The sequence below is a fragment of the Wolbachia endosymbiont (group A) of Longitarsus flavicornis genome, assembly GCF_963931955.1.
Lineage (GTDB): Bacteria > Pseudomonadota > Alphaproteobacteria > Rickettsiales > Anaplasmataceae > Wolbachia.
In genome coordinates, this window is sequence record NZ_OZ008337.1 from 248,378 (window position 1) to 267,858 (window position 19,481).

Annotated in this window: 14 protein-coding genes, 2 tRNA genes and 3 pseudogenes; 8 read left to right on the plus strand and 11 right to left on the minus strand. The window is 35.0% G+C overall.

What is annotated here, in order from left to right:
* Window positions 1-24 precede the first annotated feature (24 nt).
* On the plus strand, window positions 25-2,046 hold the full coding sequence (gene recG / locus AABM58_RS01250) for an ATP-dependent DNA helicase RecG (protein ID WP_338406071.1): 2,022 nt from the start codon (window positions 25-27) through the stop codon (window positions 2,044-2,046).
* 95 nt (window positions 2,047-2,141) lie between these two features.
* Here recG and gltX read toward each other — a convergent pair whose 3' ends face one another.
* Complete coding sequence (gene gltX, locus AABM58_RS01255) at window positions 2,142-3,629, minus strand: glutamate--tRNA ligase (protein WP_338406072.1); 1,488 nt, start codon at window positions 3,627-3,629, stop codon at window positions 2,142-2,144.
* Window positions 3,630-3,778: 149 nt separating this feature from the next.
* Between gltX and AABM58_RS01260 the strand changes: the two genes are divergently transcribed.
* Both AABM58_RS01260 and AABM58_RS01265 read left to right on the plus strand, forming a co-directional pair.
* Entirely contained in the window at window positions 3,779-4,441 is a 663-nt protein-coding gene (locus AABM58_RS01260) for an ankyrin repeat domain-containing protein (protein WP_264724182.1), read from the plus strand.
* A gap of 61 nt (window positions 4,442-4,502) precedes the next feature.
* Entirely contained in the window at window positions 4,503-6,482 is a 1,980-nt protein-coding gene (locus tag AABM58_RS01265; RefSeq protein WP_338406073.1) for an acetyl-CoA carboxylase biotin carboxylase subunit, read from the plus strand.
* Here AABM58_RS01265 and AABM58_RS01270 read toward each other — a convergent pair.
* Genes AABM58_RS01270 through AABM58_RS01295 form a run of 6 tightly spaced genes read right to left on the minus strand, consistent with a single transcriptional unit; the run spans window position 6,465 to window position 11,029 of the window.
* The gene (locus AABM58_RS01270) at window positions 6,465-7,463 is read right to left on the minus strand and encodes a COX15/CtaA family protein (protein WP_338406074.1); all 999 of its coding nucleotides are present in this window, start codon (window positions 7,461-7,463) and stop codon (window positions 6,465-6,467) included. The genes AABM58_RS01265 and AABM58_RS01270 overlap by 18 nt on opposite strands.
* On the minus strand, window positions 7,445-9,043 hold the full coding sequence (locus AABM58_RS01275) for a glycosyltransferase family 2 protein (protein WP_338406075.1): 1,599 nt from the start codon (window positions 9,041-9,043) through the stop codon (window positions 7,445-7,447). Before AABM58_RS01275 ends, AABM58_RS01270 begins: the two co-directional genes overlap by 19 nt.
* A 5-nt stretch (window positions 9,044-9,048) precedes the next feature.
* Window positions 9,049-9,525 (minus strand): F0F1 ATP synthase subunit B family protein, encoded by a 477-nt coding sequence (locus AABM58_RS01280; RefSeq protein ID WP_338406076.1) that lies wholly within the window; start codon window positions 9,523-9,525, stop codon window positions 9,049-9,051.
* Window positions 9,526-9,533: 8 nt separating this feature from the next.
* On the minus strand, window positions 9,534-10,013 hold the full coding sequence (locus AABM58_RS01285; protein WP_338406077.1) for a F0F1 ATP synthase subunit B family protein: 480 nt from the start codon (window positions 10,011-10,013) through the stop codon (window positions 9,534-9,536).
* 3 nt (window positions 10,014-10,016) lie between these two features.
* Window positions 10,017-10,244 carry a F0F1 ATP synthase subunit C gene (locus AABM58_RS01290; RefSeq protein ID WP_338406078.1) on the minus strand — a complete coding sequence of 76 codons (228 nt, stop codon included), beginning with the start codon at window positions 10,242-10,244 and terminating at the stop codon, window positions 10,017-10,019.
* A 59-nt stretch (window positions 10,245-10,303) separates the two neighbouring features.
* The gene (locus AABM58_RS01295; protein ID WP_338406079.1) at window positions 10,304-11,029 is read right to left on the minus strand and encodes a F0F1 ATP synthase subunit A; all 726 of its coding nucleotides are present in this window, start codon (window positions 11,027-11,029) and stop codon (window positions 10,304-10,306) included.
* A gap of 229 nt (window positions 11,030-11,258) precedes the next feature.
* Between AABM58_RS01295 and AABM58_RS01300 the strand changes: the two genes are divergently transcribed.
* Both AABM58_RS01300 and pheT read left to right on the plus strand, forming a co-directional pair.
* Complete coding sequence (locus AABM58_RS01300; protein ID WP_338406080.1) at window positions 11,259-11,525, plus strand: hypothetical protein; 267 nt, start codon at window positions 11,259-11,261, stop codon at window positions 11,523-11,525.
* A 120-nt stretch (window positions 11,526-11,645) separates the two neighbouring features.
* Window positions 11,646-14,051 (plus strand): phenylalanine--tRNA ligase subunit beta, encoded by a 2,406-nt coding sequence (gene pheT / locus AABM58_RS01305; RefSeq protein WP_338406081.1) that lies wholly within the window; start codon window positions 11,646-11,648, stop codon window positions 14,049-14,051.
* Here pheT and AABM58_RS01310 read toward each other — a convergent pair.
* A pseudogene (locus AABM58_RS01310) lies at window positions 14,048-14,332 on the minus strand (hypothetical protein); the annotation flags it as partial. The gene pheT and the pseudogene AABM58_RS01310 overlap by 4 nt on opposite strands.
* Before the next feature lie 138 nt (window positions 14,333-14,470).
* Between AABM58_RS01310 and AABM58_RS01315 the strand changes: the two are divergent.
* A pseudogene (locus tag AABM58_RS01315) lies at window positions 14,471-15,297 on the plus strand (IS5 family transposase).
* A gap of 133 nt (window positions 15,298-15,430) precedes the next feature.
* On the opposite strand, the gene AABM58_RS01320 reads toward AABM58_RS01315, so the two are convergent.
* The 3 genes and pseudogenes from AABM58_RS01320 to AABM58_RS01335 form a co-directional block, all read right to left on the minus strand.
* Complete coding sequence (locus AABM58_RS01320) at window positions 15,431-15,883, minus strand: hypothetical protein (protein ID WP_338406083.1); 453 nt, start codon at window positions 15,881-15,883, stop codon at window positions 15,431-15,433.
* Window positions 15,884-15,929: 46 nt separating this feature from the next.
* Window positions 15,930-17,481, minus strand: a pseudogene (locus AABM58_RS01330) (magnesium transporter MgtE N-terminal domain-containing protein).
* A gap of 202 nt (window positions 17,482-17,683) precedes the next feature.
* A tRNA-Ala gene (locus AABM58_RS01335) sits at window positions 17,684-17,759 on the minus strand.
* 348 nt (window positions 17,760-18,107) lie between these two features.
* Between AABM58_RS01335 and AABM58_RS01340 the strand changes: the two genes are divergently transcribed.
* Both AABM58_RS01340 and nuoF read left to right on the plus strand, forming a co-directional pair.
* A tRNA-Lys gene (locus AABM58_RS01340) sits at window positions 18,108-18,180 on the plus strand.
* A gap of 19 nt (window positions 18,181-18,199) precedes the next feature.
* Window positions 18,200-19,453 (plus strand): NADH-quinone oxidoreductase subunit NuoF, encoded by a 1,254-nt coding sequence (gene nuoF / locus AABM58_RS01345; protein ID WP_338406870.1) that lies wholly within the window; start codon window positions 18,200-18,202, stop codon window positions 19,451-19,453.
* Window positions 19,454-19,481 lie beyond the last annotated feature (28 nt).

The following is a 19,481-nucleotide window of genomic DNA, read 5'->3' on the forward strand; positions in this document are numbered from 1 at the left end:
AGTTTTACACATGTATGAATCTCAATGAGCAATCAGATTTTTCTAAATAGCAGGCTGGAGAATATACCTAAATTTCATTCCACAATATTGCCTAAACTTTGTGGTGGGGACAAAGTGGTGGACCTGCTATTTCATAGGCCACTTAGTTATGTAGACAGAAGTAAGTCGCTATCTGATGCTCAAGTTGGAGAATTTACAACTTTCATGGCAAAAGTTTATGAACATCAGCCTCCTACTTTGAGAGGTAGACCATATAAAATAGTCGTTGAAAGTGAGAGTCAGTATATATTCATAGTCTTTTTTAATTACTCAGTTAAGTATTTATATAAACTATTTCCAATTGGAGCTTCTATAATCATCAGTGGTAAACTCGAAAAGTTTGCTGAACATTGGCAGATTACTCACCCAGATTACGTGTCGCTTGACATCAACCAATTTAAAGAAATAGCTCGCATAGAGCCAGTCTATCAATTATGCCGTGGCATTACTAATAAGAGCATTGGAAACATAATAAGCTCTAACCTGAAAGAATTGCCTGATTTGCCAGAGTGGATAGATGATACATTAATCAAGCAAAAAAAATGGCTAAGTTGGAGGGAAAGCATCATAAAGTTGCACAGACCAAGCTCATTGGCGGAAGCCGAGGTTTGTAGAAAAAGGCTTGCTTATGATGAATTGTTTGCGTATCAGCTAGCGCTGAAACTTGCAAGAAAAAATCATGTGAAAGAAAGGGGAAGAGAATTTATAGTATTGAGTAAGTATAAAGAGCAAGTGTTAAATGAATTGTCGTTTCAATTAACAAATGATCAAACTCGTGCAATAGATGAGATCTCAGAGAGACAAAAATCCAAGTATCGCATGATAAGCTTGCTGCAAGGTGATGTTGGTAGTGGCAAAACCGTAGTTGCACTTTTTGCGATGCTAAATGTGGTAGAAAACAACATGCAGGCAGCTCTAATGGCACCTACTACTATCTTAGCGGAGCAACATTATAATTGGATTAAGGAAGTTTTATCCTGTACCGATATAAAAGTTGCGCTGCTTACTGGTAAAACTTCGCGCAAGGAAAGAAAGATTATTATGAACGAACTTGCAAGTGGTGTTTTAAACATAGTAATCGGCACCCACGCACTGTTTCAAGTTAACGTTGTATTTAAAAACTTAGGGCTTGCAGTCATAGACGAGCAACAGCGATTTGGAGTGATGCAGAGAAATCGCTTGGTAGGAAAAGGAGAAAATGCCGATATACTTTTTGTTACTGCAACTCCCATTCCAAGAACTTTGCAGCAAGCTATGTATGGTGACGTTGAATGTTCAATTTTGAAAGAAAAACCAAAATCCAGATTGCCAATAAAAACTGTAACTATGAACATTAGTAGGGTCCCAGATGTTATTGAAAAGCTAAAAGGTGCCATAAACAGGGGCGAAAAAGCGTATTGGATTTGTCCATATATAGAAGAAAACGAAGAGACCAATATTGCTGCAGCAGAGATGCGTTTTCAGGAATTACAAAAAACATTTCTTGATAAAGTTAGCATAATACATGGAAAATTGACTCAAGAGCAGAAAGATCAAGTTATGTTTTCCTTCAAAAGAAATGAATTTTCTCTGCTTGTTGCAACCACTGTGATAGAAGTTGGTATAGATGTGCCAGATGCAACCATTATGATTATAGAAAATGCAGAGCAATTTGGGTTATCGCAATTACACCAATTAAGAGGCAGAGTAGGACGAGGAAACAAGCCATCTTTTTGTGTATTATTATACGATAATTTAAGTAAAAGCTCGTCTTCGAAATTAAAGATCATGTGTGAGTCACAGGATGGATTTTACATTGCTGAAAGGGATATGATGCTAAGAGGCAGTGGAGATATTTTAGGGACAAGGCAATCAGGATGCATGGAATTCAAATTCGCTGATTTGTATAAGGACAGAGAGCTGCTCAATCTTGCGTATAATAACGCAAAAGGCGCAATGGCTGATTTTGAATTACTGCTTGATATATTTGAATATAGAAGTAGGTTACATTTTTCAAAATTTCAGTAGGAGAGTATCAGAATCATGAAACTTCTTATCCAAGTAGCTTACAAAAGCGAAAAACTTCCTTGACAACCTTTGCACTTAACTTAAAACTAAATTAGCTACAATTCTTGTAACCTTCTTATACACTCGTCTTTACCAAGAATCACCATGATATCGATGATTCCAGGTGCATCCATTACTCCAGTTATAGGGGCGCGTAATGAGTGGTATACATCGCTTATTTTCATATCATGTAACTTTGAAAATTCCTTGATCTGAGAAGATAAAAAACCCTTATTCCAATTTTCATCACCGATATTTGAAAAAAATGATGCAAGTAACTTGATTATATCGAGGTTAGATTTGACAATTTGACGAGCTTCTTCACTTAAAAGAAGCGGTAAATCTTGTATATAAAAGCTGGCTAAACATAATAATTCAGCTAGGTAGCTAACTCTTTTTTTTAGCTCTGTTAACCCTTGCAATAAATAGCCCTTTTTTTTGTCAGTCAAAAAGATACCCTCCGCATTACCCCCTGTCATCCAAGTAGCTGACACTGGGATCCATTCTTTTGTCTTTCTGGATTCCAGCGTCACGCGCTGGAATGACATCAAAGATTGGGTTAAAGAAAGATCTTTTGCATTACTCTCGAACATTGGAATAATAATACTTAAAATATCTTCATTGCTCATGTTATTAATATAATGGTTGTTCAAATGTTCCAATTTTTTAAAATCAAGCCGTGCAGGTGAACGACCAATATTTTCTAAATTAAACCACTCTATTGCTTGCTCATCGCTAATAATCTCATCATTACCATGGCTCCAACCAAGCCTCAGTAGGTAATTACGCATCGCTTCGGGTAATATTCCCATCTTTTCATAATCGCAAACGCTTGTGGCACCGTGCCTTTTAGATAGCTTATTCCCATCTTCCCCGTGAATAAGCGGCACATGCGCAAAACGTGGAACATCAAAATCAAGAGCCTGGTATATTAGCAACTGTTTAAAGGTATTAGTGAGATGGTCAGAACCGCGTATTATATCAGTTATTCCAGCATCATGATCGTCAACTACCACGGCAAAAATATATGTTGGAGTGTTGTCAGAGCGTAAGATCACTATATCGTCAAGCTGCTTGCTATTCACCTTAATTTGACCGTATATTTTATCATCAACGACGATCTCTTGCGAGTCTGGCACTTTAAAGCGGACAACAGGCTTTACGTTTGATGTCACACTAATACATTTGTGCTTATATATTTTTCCTTCTTCTCTCGCTTTTATTTTCCTTTCTGTCTCAGGGCAATAACAGTGATACGCCCTACCCCTCTCAACTAAAAGGTTTGCTACTTCAATGTGCCGCTCTATTCTTTTTGACTGATATACTATTTCCCCATCACAGCTCACACCGAGCCATTTTAGCCCTTCTATAATTGCATCAATTGCTTCCTGTGTTGAGCGCTTCCTGTCGGTGTCCTCAATCCTTAGCAAAAACCTGCCACCATGGTGCCTCGCGTAGAGCCAATTAAATAACGCAGTACGAGCCCCACCAATATGCAAAAACCCTGTGGGTGATGGAGCGAATCTCGTGACTACGTTTGGCATGTTATTGTTACAGTAAAGTATAGGCTATGATACCTAAAATCCACGTTTGTAACAATGTAGAATTTATTTATTCTGAGAGGTAAAATCTACTTGTTTTTCGTAAGTTATGTTGTATAATTTAGTGTTGGTTAAATATAGCGAGGTATGTTATGGCTGACTTATTTGAAGTTGCAAAAGCAAGAAATAAAGATGAATTTGTCAGAATTTGCACAGAGAATGTTGCTTATGCAGCTAAGCATAGGCTTGATGAAAATGGGAACCCATTTCATATAGCAGCAAGTCAAGAAATTCTGCTACCTGCACTCAAAGAGATTATGAGAAATTTGGAAGAAGGTACTAAGAGTAAGGTTAAAAAAGCAGAAGAAGCTAAAAATTGGAAAGAATCAGAAAGATTAAAAGAGAAACTTAAGGATAATAAGAGATATATTAAAGAAGCACTCTGTGATAAAAGCTGCATTCTTCATGGGAGAGTAGCGGTAGCTCCTCTTTATTTTTTAAATGCTGCAGAACGGGAAGAAGCTAAGCAAATTGCAGGTATAAAGGGCGGTTTTATATGTAATAGCAAATTTCATTTGTGCTTATACATAATAGGAGCTATAGCGTGTATTGCTGCCTTATGTTTATCCTTGTACTTTTTATTTTTGGTTTCTCAATCTCTTGCACTAGCTTCAGTAGCTACAATAGCTTCTGGAGGATCTACATGTTTGTTGTTTAAGGCATGTAACGGGATATACGGCTTGTATGATGAAAGTACTATAGTGACAGATCCTGATGTTATGCAACTTTTAAATAGTGATTTAGCTGTAGCATGAAGCTAAAAATTACTTGCAGGCAATAATTTACTTTCTCAACTTAAGAAAGTATACTCATACGATGACGGAAAAGAAGTACAGTAAGATTTTAATAGCAAACAGAGGAGAGATTGCCTGCAGGATTATCAGAACTGCTCGTAGGATGGGTATATCTTGTATATGCATATATTCGGATGCAGATGTAAATTCTGTGCATGTAAGACAAGCAGATGAGTCAAGATATATCGGCCCTTCGCCATCTTGCCTCAGTTACTTAAACATTGAAAAAATATGTGAAGTAGCAGTTGAAACAGGTGCTGAGGCGGTTCATCCTGGCTATGGTTTTTTAGCAGAAAATCCAGATTTTCCACGTGCTCTTCAAAAACATAATATAGACTTCATCGGCCCCAGTGCAGAAACAATAGAAGTTACAGCCAACAAAATAACAGCAAAAGAAGCGGCAAAAAAAGCTGGAGTGAATGTAGTGCCAGGATATATGGGTAAGATTAGCGACGCTGCCCACGCAGCTCAAGTTGCTGAAGAAATTGGCTTTCCGGTTATGCTTAAAGCTGCATCAGGCGGTGGTGGCAAAGGAATGCGAATTGTAAACTCCAAAAAAGAAATTGAACTAGCATTTACATCAGCCACAAATGAAGCAGAGAAAAGTTTTAAGGATGGCAGTATCTTTATAGAGAAATATATAGAGTTGCCAAGACATATTGAAATACAAATCATAGCAGATAAATATGTCAATATAGTGTGTCTTGGAGAAAGAGAATGCTCGATACAAAGGAATAACCAGAAAATAATAGAAGAAACGCCAAGTCCATTCATTAGTGAAGAAGTAAGACAAAAAATGTATGTCCAATGTGTTTCTCTAGCAAAGCAGGTTGGTTATTTTTCAGCAGGTACTGTTGAGTTTGTTGTAGATAAAGACCAAAACTTCTATTTTCTTGAGGTAAATACGAGATTGCAAGTTGAGCATCCAGTAACAGAATTTATAACTGGAATAGACATAGTAGAAGAAATGATTAGAACTTCCTGTGGAGAAAAATTAAGGTTCAGTCAGGATGATATTAAACTTACTGGTTCTGCAATAGAAAGTAGAATTTGTGCTGAAGACCCATCGAAGAAATTTTTCCCCTCCAGCGGAAGAATAAAATATTACGATAAACCGGGTGGAAATGATCATGTAAGAATAGACGATGGAGTTGCTGCAGGTTCAGAAATTAGCACGTTCTATGACTCAATGATTGCAAAAGTTATAACATATGGGAAAGATAGAATAGAAGCAATTAGCAGAATGCAAAAAGCGTTGTCTGAATGCTATATAGAAGGAGTAACAAATAATATAGAATTTCTAGAATCCATCTTCCATCACCCAAATTTTATTGCAGCAAAGCTCCACACGAGATTCATTCCAGATCATTACCCTAGTGGGTTTCACGGCGATTTTGTTACAGAAGAGTATATTAAAATATTTATTTTCACTACGTTATATGTTCATTTAGAAAATGAAGAAAGGTATTATCATAAGGCAGTGAATGAAACGCTTGTAGTTGTAATAAATGACAATGAGTACTCTGTAAACGTAAAGTACCAAGATAATACGTTAATAACAATATACAACCATAACGTATATTCTGTAAGTGGTAAGTGGAAATCAAGTCATAAGTTACTATATATTACAATTAATGATGATGCTGATATAACACTTAAAGTAGAAAAACAAGGCAGTAAATACTTCATAAGACATGCAGGCATGAAAGCTGAATGTTGTGTATTCAAATCTCATGTAGCTGAATTAAGTAAGTTAATGCTAAACAATAAAACAGAAGGGATTTCAGCAGATGCCGTAAGATCCCCAATATCTGGCTTATTAGTTAAATTACACGTAAATGTAGGAGATCAGGTAGAAATAGGACAACCTTTATTTGTTGTGGAAGCGATGAAAATGGAAAATATTATATGTGCTGAAGCAGCAATGGTGATAAAAAATATTCCCGTTCAAGAAGGAAAAAATGTGCAGATTGGTGATATAGTATTAGCTCTGCTTTCTTAAATAACACAAGAAGTATAAACTTGATCCAAACAAGATAAATGAAAACACTTGATGAGCTATGGCAATGGCTATTGGTATGTGTAACAAAAGAGTAACCACCCCTAAAATTATCTGAATGACGATGGAGAGCAGCATAATATATACCGGTTTTACGCTAGCATTTTTTACTGTGAGTATTACTACCAAAGTTAGTATTAGCAATGCCAGTGCTCGATGTATAAATTGCACTGTTGCTCTGTTCTCAAAGATATTCAGCCATATAGGCTGTAAGAAAAATAAATCTTCTGGAACGACTTGTCCGTCCATTAGTGGAAAGGTATTGTAAATTAGACCAGCATTTAATCCTGCAACAAATGCGCCGAAAATTATTTGTATCATGATCAGAACTAAAATAATTCCTACGTAGTACTTGGTGTTACAACTAATCTTAAGTTTAGTTTGCTTTGGCCTGATTTGGTAATCAAAAAATTGATATGACAATAATGCAAAGATAATTAATGCTAATAATAAGTGAAGTGCAAGCCTATAGTGGCTAACATGAGGTTCAGTTACTAAACCACTTTTAACCATATACCAACCAGCAAAAGCTTGTAAAGCTCCAAATAATAATGCCATAAATAGCTTTATTACTACTTTTTTAGATATTTTTCTTCTTAATGTGAAATATATAAATGGCAGGACAAAAACTAAACCTGTTAGTCTTGCAACCAATCTGTGTACATATTCTATTAAGTATATAGCGCGAAACTCCTCCATACTCATACCATAGTTGAATGCTTTATACTCAGGTGTAGCCTCGTATTTTAATTTTTCTTGTAGCCAGTCTTGCTCATTCAGTGGTGGTAATGTTCCAGTAATAGGTTTCCACTCCGTGATTGACAATCCCGCTCTTGTAAGTCTGGTAAATCCACCAATTCCTACCATAAGAATTACCATGACCGAGCAGAGAAAAAGCCAAATAGCTACAGGTTTTGCTTCCATAAACCATGTTTAGTTTTGTTCCATCGCTCAGGGTAAAGAATAAATTCCCACAAGGCAAGAAAAGCTGCTGCACTATGTAGCAGACTATAGACCGGAAAAAATATCGATACTATATAAAAATAAAAAGGCATCTTTTGCTGTTTGACAGCTATTACCAAAAGAATCAGGTTAGTAACGTATACCACTACAAAGTAGTACAAAAATAATTCATTTAAAACTTTAGTTAATATCAATGAAAGCAGTAAAAATGGAGTAGTAAAAAATATAAAAGCTGCAGAGCCAACAAAAAGATTCAATAGCAAAATTCCCTTAAATCCAGTGTGTTTATAAAGTGACTTTATATTTTTTAAATGAACAATATAAGTTTGCATATAGCCTTTGATCCAGCGCGCTCTTTGCTTAATCCAAGCAAATACAGCAATTGGTGACTCTTCCAATGTTTCTGAGTCAATCATCCTGGTTTTATATCCCATTTGCGCAAGTCTCAAACCGAGGTCAGCATCTTCGGTAACACTATAAGCATCCCAGAAAAACACTTTTTTTAGAATTTTTACTGAAAAATGATTACTGCTACCACCCAAAGGCATCGGCATGTTCATTTTTTGGAATCCAGGCAATAAGTATTGAAACCAGTTCATATACTCCAGAGAAAAGGATTTTGTGAGAAAATTATAATCACAATTATAGTAATTTAATTTTGCCTGTACACAGGCTAACTTATCGTCGCCCTTATTAAATTCAATCAGTGCTTTTTTTAACTGCAATGGGTCTGGTTTATCGTCCGCATCATATATTACTGCATACTTTCCTCTAGCAAAGCTCATAGCATAATTGCATGACTTGGCTTTTGTTCTAGGCAAAGAATGAGGCACTTTTATTACTTCAAAATACTGCGGTAAAGTGTACTTTTCTATAGCTGCTAGCGTTTCTTGGTCATCACTTTCTACCTGAAGCTTCACATCTAATTTTGATTTTGGATAATCCAAACTTTCAATGCTTTCAACCAATTGCTCTATCACTGCACTTTCTTTAAAAGCAGGCAATAAAATAGTATATATAGGAAAATCTTCTTCACTCAGCTTACTATAATCCACTTTTTGGTTGGAGGTTTCACATAAGTTAAAAATTGTAGCTATAAACTTGAATAAATAGCTAGAACATCCGATTATAAATATCAACATCAAAGCAAAATATTTATATTTCTCTGTTAGTGTTAAAATTGAAGTTACAATAAAGAAAGAAGCAAAAAATATTGAGCTTAGTTTAATGCTTTTGGCTGAAAAATTAGGATTCTTGTAATATAAGTAGTTGCTTGCAAATTCTGAAATACCAAAGTGCGAGTTAAGAAGATTTAAAATCTGTTCGCTATCCACTTTTATTAATACATAGTCAATACCGTAATGAGTTTCGACCCAACAGGTGATATCTAGACTTGTGTCTTCAACCATAAAAAAAGTAGTATCATTTAATTTTTGCCAAGGAATTATATTAAATTTATAGTAAAAAAGTTTCTCTTGCTCTTTGCACAAACTAGAATCAAACTTAATTTTTTCTACATTATCAGCTTGAAGTATAGGCATTAAACCTAATGCAATTTTTTATTTAAGTTACGTGAAAATGAAGATATGACCTCACTACTACGCTTATCATCTTTACGTTCATGCATTATTTTTTTTACAGCATCAGCAGCTATACTCGCTGTGTTAGCCTGTAAATCTCCAAGAGCTTTTTCAACTTGGTCAGTGACTTTCTTCAAATTAGAATGGGCATTGTCATCTAACGTCTGATCTAGCTGCTGTCTATTGTGCTTAATGATACTATTAGCTTTATCAAGTGTTTCATTCATCATTTTATTAACTTCTGCATCTAATTTTTTGTATTTTTCAGAAGATTTTTTGTAATACTCCAACATATCTTTCCTGAATTTTTCAGTTTCTTCACTTGAAAATTTGCTTTTGTTACGCTTATTGTTAAGCGCATTTTTTATCACTTTCTTCAGCAATTTATACGAAAGGACAAAAATTACCAAAAAGGCAAGACCGATAATCATTGATGTAGACATAAAAACCCCTAAAATTCTTTGGACACCAAGTCAGCAATAAATTCCTCTTCAATTTCAGAATTGGTCAATTTAGTATAATAAATTAAAGCAATACTAGTAGCCATTTGTTTTAACTGATCAGTATATTCAGATTTAAATTCTGCCACTTTTTCTTCAATAAGCTTGCTCATTTTTTTGTCTTCCTCTTCTAATATATTCTTAACATTAGCTCTCATTTCTTCTACCTGAGCAAGTGCATCATCTATGATTTTTTTTGCCTGTATTCTAGCTTGGTTTAAAGCGGCATTATACTTGGCAATCTGATCTTCCGTAAGTCTTAAAAGATGAACAGAACTATTAAAAGAATCCAATACTTCTTTACTTCTAGTGCTTATTATTTCATCTAACTTTGGCAAAAATAAACAACTTACTACAAAAAAAAGTGAAGAAAAAAAAATTAAAAACCAAAAAACTTGAGAAAAGAAAGTTGAAACATCAAGTTGTGGCATCTGTTAAGCAGCAAATATTAATAACATTGCAAGTACAAACGCAAGCAATCCCATGATTTCAACCATGGCAGCACCAATATAAACATAACTTTTCATTTTACCTTCTGATTCAGGGTTTCTCGCAATCCCATTTAACATAGCAGAGAAGATATTAGCTATACCTAAACCAGCACCGAGCATTCCAAACACAGCTAAACCAATTGCTATAAATTTTAAAGCTCCTAAATCCATATATTACCTTTAATTATTTCTTTATAATATAATTGTAAAATATTCTACAAGGAAGTCAATTACTTTACTGCATCTGACAAATATACACATGTTAATATAGTAAATATATAAGCTTGTAAAATTGCAACAAATACTTCAAACCCTATCAATGCAATTATGAACAAAAACGGCGCAGGAGTGAGAAATATGTTCATATTTACAATAAACCCTGCTATCACTTTGATGATTGTATGACCCGCAATCATATTTGCTGCAAGCCTTATTGATAGGCTAATCGGCCTTACTAAATAAGCAAACAACTTAATAATAATTATTATAGGTGCAAGCCACGAAGGAGTTCCTTTTGGTAGCAATATGCGTAAAAATTCTACTCCCCTTTCTTTAAATCCAACAATCGTTATATAAGTAAAAACTACCATCGATAAAGCGAAGGTGACTATCACATGACTTGTGACCGTGAAACTATAAGGAAGAACACCAACCAAATTACATGATAAAATGAAAATAAACACTGTAAATATCAATGGAATGTGCTGCAAGCCTTTGCTTCCAGTGTTACTTTCTATTATTGAAATAACAAAATCATATACATACTCAACTGCAGCTTGCAAATATCCTGGTATTACTGACCCCTTCTTTATTCCAAAAAGCAAAAAGAGTATCATCAATATCACCGAAATCATCATGAAAAGAGATGAATTGGTAAAGCTTACGTCATACCCAAATAACCTAGGTAACTCTATTATCGTATATACTTTAAATTGCTCTAGCGGATTTAACGCCATTTTGACCCTATGTACTTGAACTATAACAGTAAATAAAGTATGAATTTTATAGGACAAAGTCAAGGGTTAAGATAAGGCTCTGTGTTATTATAACATTGATACATTAACAAAATATGTAATTAGAGTGTTAATTACAGTCAGCTCTGTATTTTAAAATTTACTAATCTTATTAAATTATTTGACTTAACATCTTATTTTAATTATAATTTAATTTTTAGTGAGGTATATAATGAACGAAATAGATTTTATTAACGCTAATCATCCCTTAAATTTAGAGCAGGAATTTGGTAACGGATACATCAAATTGACAGATGGTTCCTTTAACGAATATACTGGCCATTATCAAATAGGAAGCGAAATACTAGATGAAAGCCATAATATGATAGGAGACTTAACTATAGATGGCTACATTCATAGCTTCCATGCAGATAACCACAATATGAATCTTAAATTCTTTACGGAGATAGATTTAAAAGGTGATATCAAGAAGATATAAAGTTACAAAAACTTCTGCATCATTGCTCATGATACAGAAGTCACTTTTCATTTCACTACAATAAGCTTTAAAATCACTACACTTTACATTACAATAACTTTTTCACTTCTTTTTAGGTCCATGAAATTCACATTATCTTGGTTATTAGAGTACTTAGAAACCAATGCTAGTTTAGAAGAAATTACCGATAAATTAACTCACATAGGGTTAGAAGTAGAAGATGTGATCGATAATTCCAGATTGACTGGGTTTATCGTTGCAGAGGTATTAGAAGTCGTACCTCATCCAAATGCTGATAAATTAAAATTATGTAAAGTAGATGACGGAAGTAAAATTCTACAAATAGTTTGCGGAGCAAACAATGTTAGAGAAGGTATGAAAACTGTGCTTGCATCTCTTGGTAGCACATTGCCAGAAAGTGATTTCACAATCAAGCCCACAAAAATACGAGGAGTGCTAAGTGAAGGGATGCTTTGCTCTGCTTCTGAACTTGCATTTACTCAAGAAGAAAGTGAAGGAATAATTGAACTTTCTAATGATTATAAAGTAGGGGATAAATTTTTCAATTGTGACCCTGTAATTGATATAAATGTTACTCCAAACCGTGGAGATTGCTTAGGCATTTATGGAATAGCTCGCGACCTTGCTGCAACTGGAATTGGGACATTAAAGACTTTAAGCATTCCACAACTTACTAGCTCCATAAATTCACCAATCGATGTTGAAGTTACCGACAGGGAAAGTTTTATTAGTGGAATATACATTGCCAATGTAAAAAATCAAGAAAGCCCAAAATGGTTAAAAGATAGGCTGGAATCGATAGGAATGCGCTCCATTTCTGCAATAGTTGACATTACTAACTATATTATGATATCTTTCAGCCGCCCAATGCACGCGTATGATGCAAAAAAAATAGAAGGAGAGCTCACAGTACGCAAAGCAAATGACGGAGAAAAATTTGCTGGTTTAAACGGTAAAGAATACTTATTAAACAAAGACATAAGCGTTATTGCAGGTGATAAAAATATTCATGGAGTTGCTGGAATTATAGGTGGAAAGTGCAGTGGATGTACACTTGAAACTACTGATATCTTTTTAGAGTCTGCTTGGTTTGACCCTATATCTATCGCTAAATCTGCAAGGCAAATAAACATCTCCACAGACGCTAGTTACAGATTTGCACGCTCAGTTGATCCTGGATTCACTCTTGATGGGCTGGATCTTGCAACTCAGATGATCTTGGAGTTATGTGGTGGAGAGATCTCAAGCGTAGTGTCTGCCGGTAATCTAGATAAAGAATACACCTCTGTCATTCCAGTGTGTGACACTGGGATCCAGGAAAAAACATGCCGGAATGATGCTAAGATAAGCCTTGATTACCAAGATATAAACAAGTTTGGAAGTGTATCTGTATCGCCTGATGAAGTGTTCGATATCTTAACGAAACTAGGGTTTAGTATTGATAAAAAAACCGAAGGCAATTGGAATGTACAAGTACCAAGCTGGAGACCGGACGTGACAATACCGGCTGACCTAATTGAAGAAGTAACAAGAATATACGGCTATGACAAAATAAAAGAAGAACCACTACCAAATAATGTTGAAGAAGTAGATAGTACATACGACAATTTGCGTATTTTGATGACAAACAGAGGGTTTCATGAAGTGCTAACCTGGTCGTTTATGAGTGAATCAACAGCTGAAAAATTTGGTTACTTGAATAAGTTATTTATCATCGATAATCCGTTTAATCATAACTTTAATATAATGAGACCAAGTATCATGCCAAATTTGTTGCAAATTACTGCCGATAATATCGCTCATGGAATATCTGACCTTGCAATCTTTGAAATTGGACCGATTTATGATAATGAAGGTATTCTCAATCAACCTAAATATGTTTTAAGTGGAATAAGAACAGGAAATAATTTGCCGAGAAATCATTATAATACTGATAGGAAAGTAGATGTTTTTGACGCAAAGGCTGATTGCATAGCAGCTTTGGAGTTTTTTAACGTTAATTGTGATAATTTAACGATAGAGAGAGCAGAAAAAGAACATTACCACCCAGGAAAGTCAGGCACTCTCTTTTTTAAGAATAAAGTAGCAGGTTATTTTGGAGAGTTGCATCCTAATATATTAGATCTTTTTGATATCAAGCAAAAAGTTGTAGGTTTTGAGGTAATACTAGAAAATATTGAAAATTTACCTGCACGTAGAAAGAAATTTATCGATTATAAATACCAAAGTGTAAAGCGTGATTTTGCGTTTATTGTAAATAAGGATGTAGAAGCAGGTAACATAGTCAATATGGTGAAAAAAAGCTCAGAGCTCATCACAGAAGTTTTAGTATTTGATATATACCACGGGAATAATATAGAGCCGAATAAAATGTCTATAGCATTGTCAGTCACTTTCTGCTCTCCAACTCACACTTTAACTGAAGAAGAAATCCAAAAAGAATCAAGTGCTATAGTTAATTTAGTATGTGAAAATACCGGAGGAACTTTGAGAGCTTATCATTAAGCCGCAATCGTAGTTTCCTGCTTTGGCTGTGCCAAGCTTACCTCATCTAATCTACTCCCAACCTTGAATTCAACATCCTTAAAAAATCTATCCCACATTCCATGCAAATGCTCTTCTATTTTAGGCCATACATCATTTTTAAATGTTTCTCCTTCATCAGAAAATAAATCACCTAAAAAAGCCCCAGCTTTCTCATAATTTGACTCGAAATGTTGAAGAAATGTCTCTACTTCCTTATAAGTATCATGTGCCGCATCCAATGCTTTTCCTTCTATACTCTCATTCTTTTTCGTGGCTGACCAACCCGTATTAATATATCCCCAACTAATTTTCAAAAAGTCCAAAATCCGCAAAAACCTATTCTCATTAGACTTCTTTCAAAATTGTTAGAGGGAGTGTAAGATGAAGTATTTGAAAGCATGAAATATAAGGAAATAGAAAAGTTAGAAGGAGAAAAGTTTCGACGTTTAACAGGGGTAAAAAAAGCAACATTTGAGCGAATGGTAGAAATTCTAGAAGTGGAGGATAAAAGAAAAAAAGCTAGAAGTGGAAGAAAAAGTAAACTTTGCATAGAAGACAGGCTACTTATGGCACTGGAATATATAAGAGAATATCGTACATATTTTCATATTGGGCAAAGCTATGGCATGAGTGAAAGTAACAGTTTTAAAATAATAAGATAGGTAGAAGACATATTAATAAAACATCCAGATTTTGCATTACCAGGAAAAAAAGAGCTATTAAAGAGTGATGTAGAATATGAAGTTTTAGTAATAGACGGAACTGAAACGCCAGTAGAGAGACCAAAAAAAAGCAAAAGCCCTTCTACTCTGGAAAGAAAAAAAGGCATACTATAAAAACACAAATAGTAACAGAGAAGAAGAGTAAAAAAGTCATATGCACATCTTTCTCGAATGGTAGAAAACACGATTTTCGGATGTTTAGAGAATCAAAGGTAGCAATATTACCGGACACCAAAATCTTAGCTGATGCCGGCTACAGGGGAATGCAGAAGATACACAAAAATGTTGTATTACCGCACAGGAAAATGAAAAAGAATCCGTTAAGCAAAGAACAAAAAAAAGAGAACAGGGCACTTATGAGCCAAAGGGCAATTGTTGAAAACGTAATTGGCTTATTGAAAAGGTTTAAAATCATCTCGGACAGGTATAGAAACCGACGAAAACGTTTTGGTTTAAGGTTTAATTTGATTGCTGCAATTCACAATTTTGAGCTCCATACATGAATTTTGAAAGAAGTCTACTGTAATTACTCATATTAACTCCTATAAAAAATTATAATTTTCAAAATCAACTCAGCTACATTGAAATGGTATGTGGAGAAAGTAATAGCCTGCTAGCAAGCTATTACCTTTTTTATTAAAGCAATCCGTTCTCTTCACCAGTAATATGGAGTAATGGAGGAGCTTCTCCAATCTCTGGTATATCATCAAGTCTAGTCTGAAGATCTTTAAGTTTAGCGTCTATCTCGCTTGTCTTTGCGCCTATGTTTTCTATAGTTAATGACAGTGGTGTTACTACGCCATTTGTAATCGCCTCACTTATATCGCCGTTATATTTATTAATACTTTTCATCAGACCATCATAAAAATTTTTAAGATTCTTAACGCTTACCGTGATTGCCGGTATAGCATTAATCTCTTCTTCTTTCATGACCTTGGTTATATCAATCCCATCCGGTGCGCTTTTAGTAGTAATCTTCTTTATTTCTGGTATTGCAAAATTTGGTTTATCAAACGCCGGTTTCTGAAGTTGCAATGCATTATTTGATTCAACTTCTTCACTAGAATATAATTTTATATTTTTATTCATAATAGTTACCTCCTATAAAAAAACTACCTATCTTTATAAATCACTACTATACAAATAACAGTGAGTCATTATTAATGTCTACTATTGTGAAGTCTGGAGCCTGTCCGATTTCTGGCATATCGTCCTTGATTTGCTTGAGCATCTCAATCATTTCCTTGTTCTGTTTACTCTGCTCTTCAAGTTCCCCTTTTAATGCATCAATAATAGCTTTGATCTTGATTGCTGAGATCACCGATCACAGCTGTCACTTTCTCATAAGGCAGTTTGTGAATGATGTCTTTAAGCTCTTCTGCGCCTACGTTATCCAAAAGTTCTTTAAACTGCTCATTAGACATATTGCGAGCAAAAGCTTGAAGTTTTTCTGGATTATCAACTAAAGACTTAATGATAATCTGAATCTTATTAGAATCAGTTAAATCCTGAGCAATTAATTCGAGTTTCTCATGATCAAGCTTATTAACTAAGTCTTTCAGTTGGTCTTCTTGCAGACTATTTACTAAAGCTTTCAACTGATCACCTTCTAATTCTTTGGAGAGTATTGTCAAGTGGTGCTCAGCTAAGTCTTTTGCAAGCACTGTAAATTGCTCGTCATTTAAAGTTTTAATAAGTGCTTTGAACTGATCCACTTTTAAGTGAGGTAAAATTTCTTTTACTTGCTCTGGATTTAAGTCTCTAACTAGAGCTTCAAGCTGAGCATCATTTAAAATAGGAACAATTATTTGTAATTTTTCTGGATTTAGTTCCTGAGCAAGAGTTTGTAATTGGTGATTGGTTAGATGATCTACTAAAGCTTGGAGTTGTTCATCTGTTAAGTTCTCTGCTAAAGCCTGCAACTGACTTGAGCTCAGTTCAGGAATTATTTTTTGTAGCTGTCCATCCGTTAAATTCTGTGCAAGAACCTGCAGTTGATTTGAATTCAGTTCAGGAATTATTTTTTGCAATTGCTCGTTACTAAGGGTATTGGCAAGAGTCTTTAACTGGTTTTCTGTTAAGTTCTCAGCAAAAATTTTGGCAAATGCGTTTGATAATAGTATACTCTCTGGTATATTGGGTAGTACTATATCTCTTATCATCTGTCTCTCACCGCAGTATAACATAATGTCTTGTAATGCCTCATTGTCAGGTGAGTCGATTATATTTCCTTCCTTGTCTGAAAAATAATATTTATTGTTACCAGTATCTGACTCTTCCCATGTTACATATTGGTATTTCAGTTGTTCCGACCCAACAGTACTCCTACAACCACTAATGACCATACCCTTCACAAAATTTGTTGCGATTGATAACTTAGCTAATGTATTACCGTAATATACAAATGCATGCTTATTGTTTACATAATCTGAGCTAGAATCGTGTTCTGCCTTGCTTGCCAGACCTTCTTCATTTTCCTCTATGCATATGAAATGGTCTCGGCAAAGATCGCCGCAAAATTTTGCAGGTAAGTTTAGTACTACATCATTTTTATCATCCAGTGGTACAAGCTCAACTTTTTTAACAGGTGTACGATGCGTTCTAGACCAATCTATGTTATGTCTAACTTGGTCTTTAAGCACCTCTTTTCCAGGCACCATCTTAAAAACATGTTTTTTTCCACTCATGAGTATTACCTAATAAATTTAATTATAGCTATTCTAACATTCATTGATTAATTTATTGTTAAGTTGGTATATATTAGAATTATAATAACAAACATTACTTGTGTAGAGAGAAGTTACGAAAAGCAATAGGGATTTTTAGGAAACTAGTATAAAACACTCATGGGCTAAATAGGCTGACTTTATGATATGCTGAAACCTATATTGGTGGAGGCAAGCGGGATCGAACCGCTGACCTTCTGCGTGCAAAACAGATGCTCTACCAGCTGAGCTATACCCCCAGGTAATTCTTGCTTAAAGCATAAATCACTCAGGCTGAAATGCAAGAAATATTTATCTGTTAGGCTATTGCTAAATAGTGCACAAATTCTGCAGTTATGTACAATTCTCTATCTTTTTGTCTTTTCAGATTTGTACATCACACTATAAGCTTTGCCAAATGAATCTGTGAACCGAAAATTAACAAGAAGTTTTCCTTTGGAAATTTTTTTAAATTATCCATAGATTTTTTAACTAAATTATCACTAACGCAGTATATTATATAATTTATTTAACCACACATGAAAATTTTAGTTTGATTAAAACGGATAAAAACTGTATTGATGTTTAGTATAGCTGAAAAATGAAATGATCCCGTAGCTCAGCCGGTAGAGCAACTGACTTTTAATCAGTGGGTCACGCGTTCGAATCGCGTCGGGATCACTCACAAATTTTGAAAAACATGCTAAAAGAACAAGACAAAATATTCACCAACCTAAATGGTAAAGAAACTCCACTACTTGAGGGTGCAAAAAAACGTGGTAGCTGGCAAAAAACAAAGGAGTTACTAGATTTAGGATCAGAAAAGATCATTGATGAAGTAAAGAAATCTGGTTTGAGAGGTCGAGGGGGTGCAGGATTTTCCACCGGCCTTAAGTGGAGCTTTATGCCCAAAAATCTCCCAAAAGCATATTTAGTAGTCAATGCAGATGAGTCAGAACCTGGTACATGTAAAGATAGAGATATATTGCGATATGAGCCACATAAGTTACTTGAGGGAATTCTCCTGGCTGGCAGAGCGATCAGCGCATCAGTTGCGTATATTTATATCAGGGGTGAATTTTATAATGAATATTTAGTTCTAAAAAAAGCACTTGAGGAAGCCTATAAAGAAAACTTAATTGGAAAAAATGCCTGCAAATCAGGTTATGATCTTGATGTGTTTATCCATAGGGGTGCAGGAGCTTACATATGTGGAGAAGAAACAGCTCAACTTGAATCAATTGAAGGAAAAAAGGGCTTTCCTCGCATGAAGCCTCCATTTCCCGCAGGTGTTGGACTTTTTGGCTGCCCAACCACAATAAACAACGTTGAAACTATAGCCATGGTTCCAGATATTCTAAATCGCGGAGGAGAATGGTTTGCATCTCTTGGTAAACCAAATAATACTGGTACCAAGGTCTTTTGTATTTCAGGACATGTAAACAACCCGTGTAATGTTGAAGAAGAGCTCGGAATTCCACTACGTGAATTAATTGAAAAATACGCAAGTGGAGTGCGAGGAGGTTGGGATAATTTACTTGCTGTAATACCTGGTGGGTCTTCAGTGCCATTAATTCCAAAATCTATATGCGATACTATTGAAATGGATTTTGATTCATTAAGAACTGCACAATCAGGGCTTGGTACTGCTGCTGTAATAGTGATGGATAAATCAACTGATATAATAGCTGCAATAGAGAGGTTATCACACTTTTATATGCACGAGTCCTGTGGACAATGCACACCATGCCGTGAAGGTACTGGATGGATGTGGAGGATTATGAAGAGGATGGTGGCAGGAGATATTAAGCCTGATGAAATAGATAAGCTGCTTGACCTTACAACTCAAATAGAAGGACATACAATTTGCGCGCTTGGCGATGCTGCAGCTTGGCCGATTCAAGGATTAATAAGACATTTTCGCCATGTTATCAAAGAGAGAGCGATAGTTTAACTCTACTTATACTTCTTAAGCCGTCTTA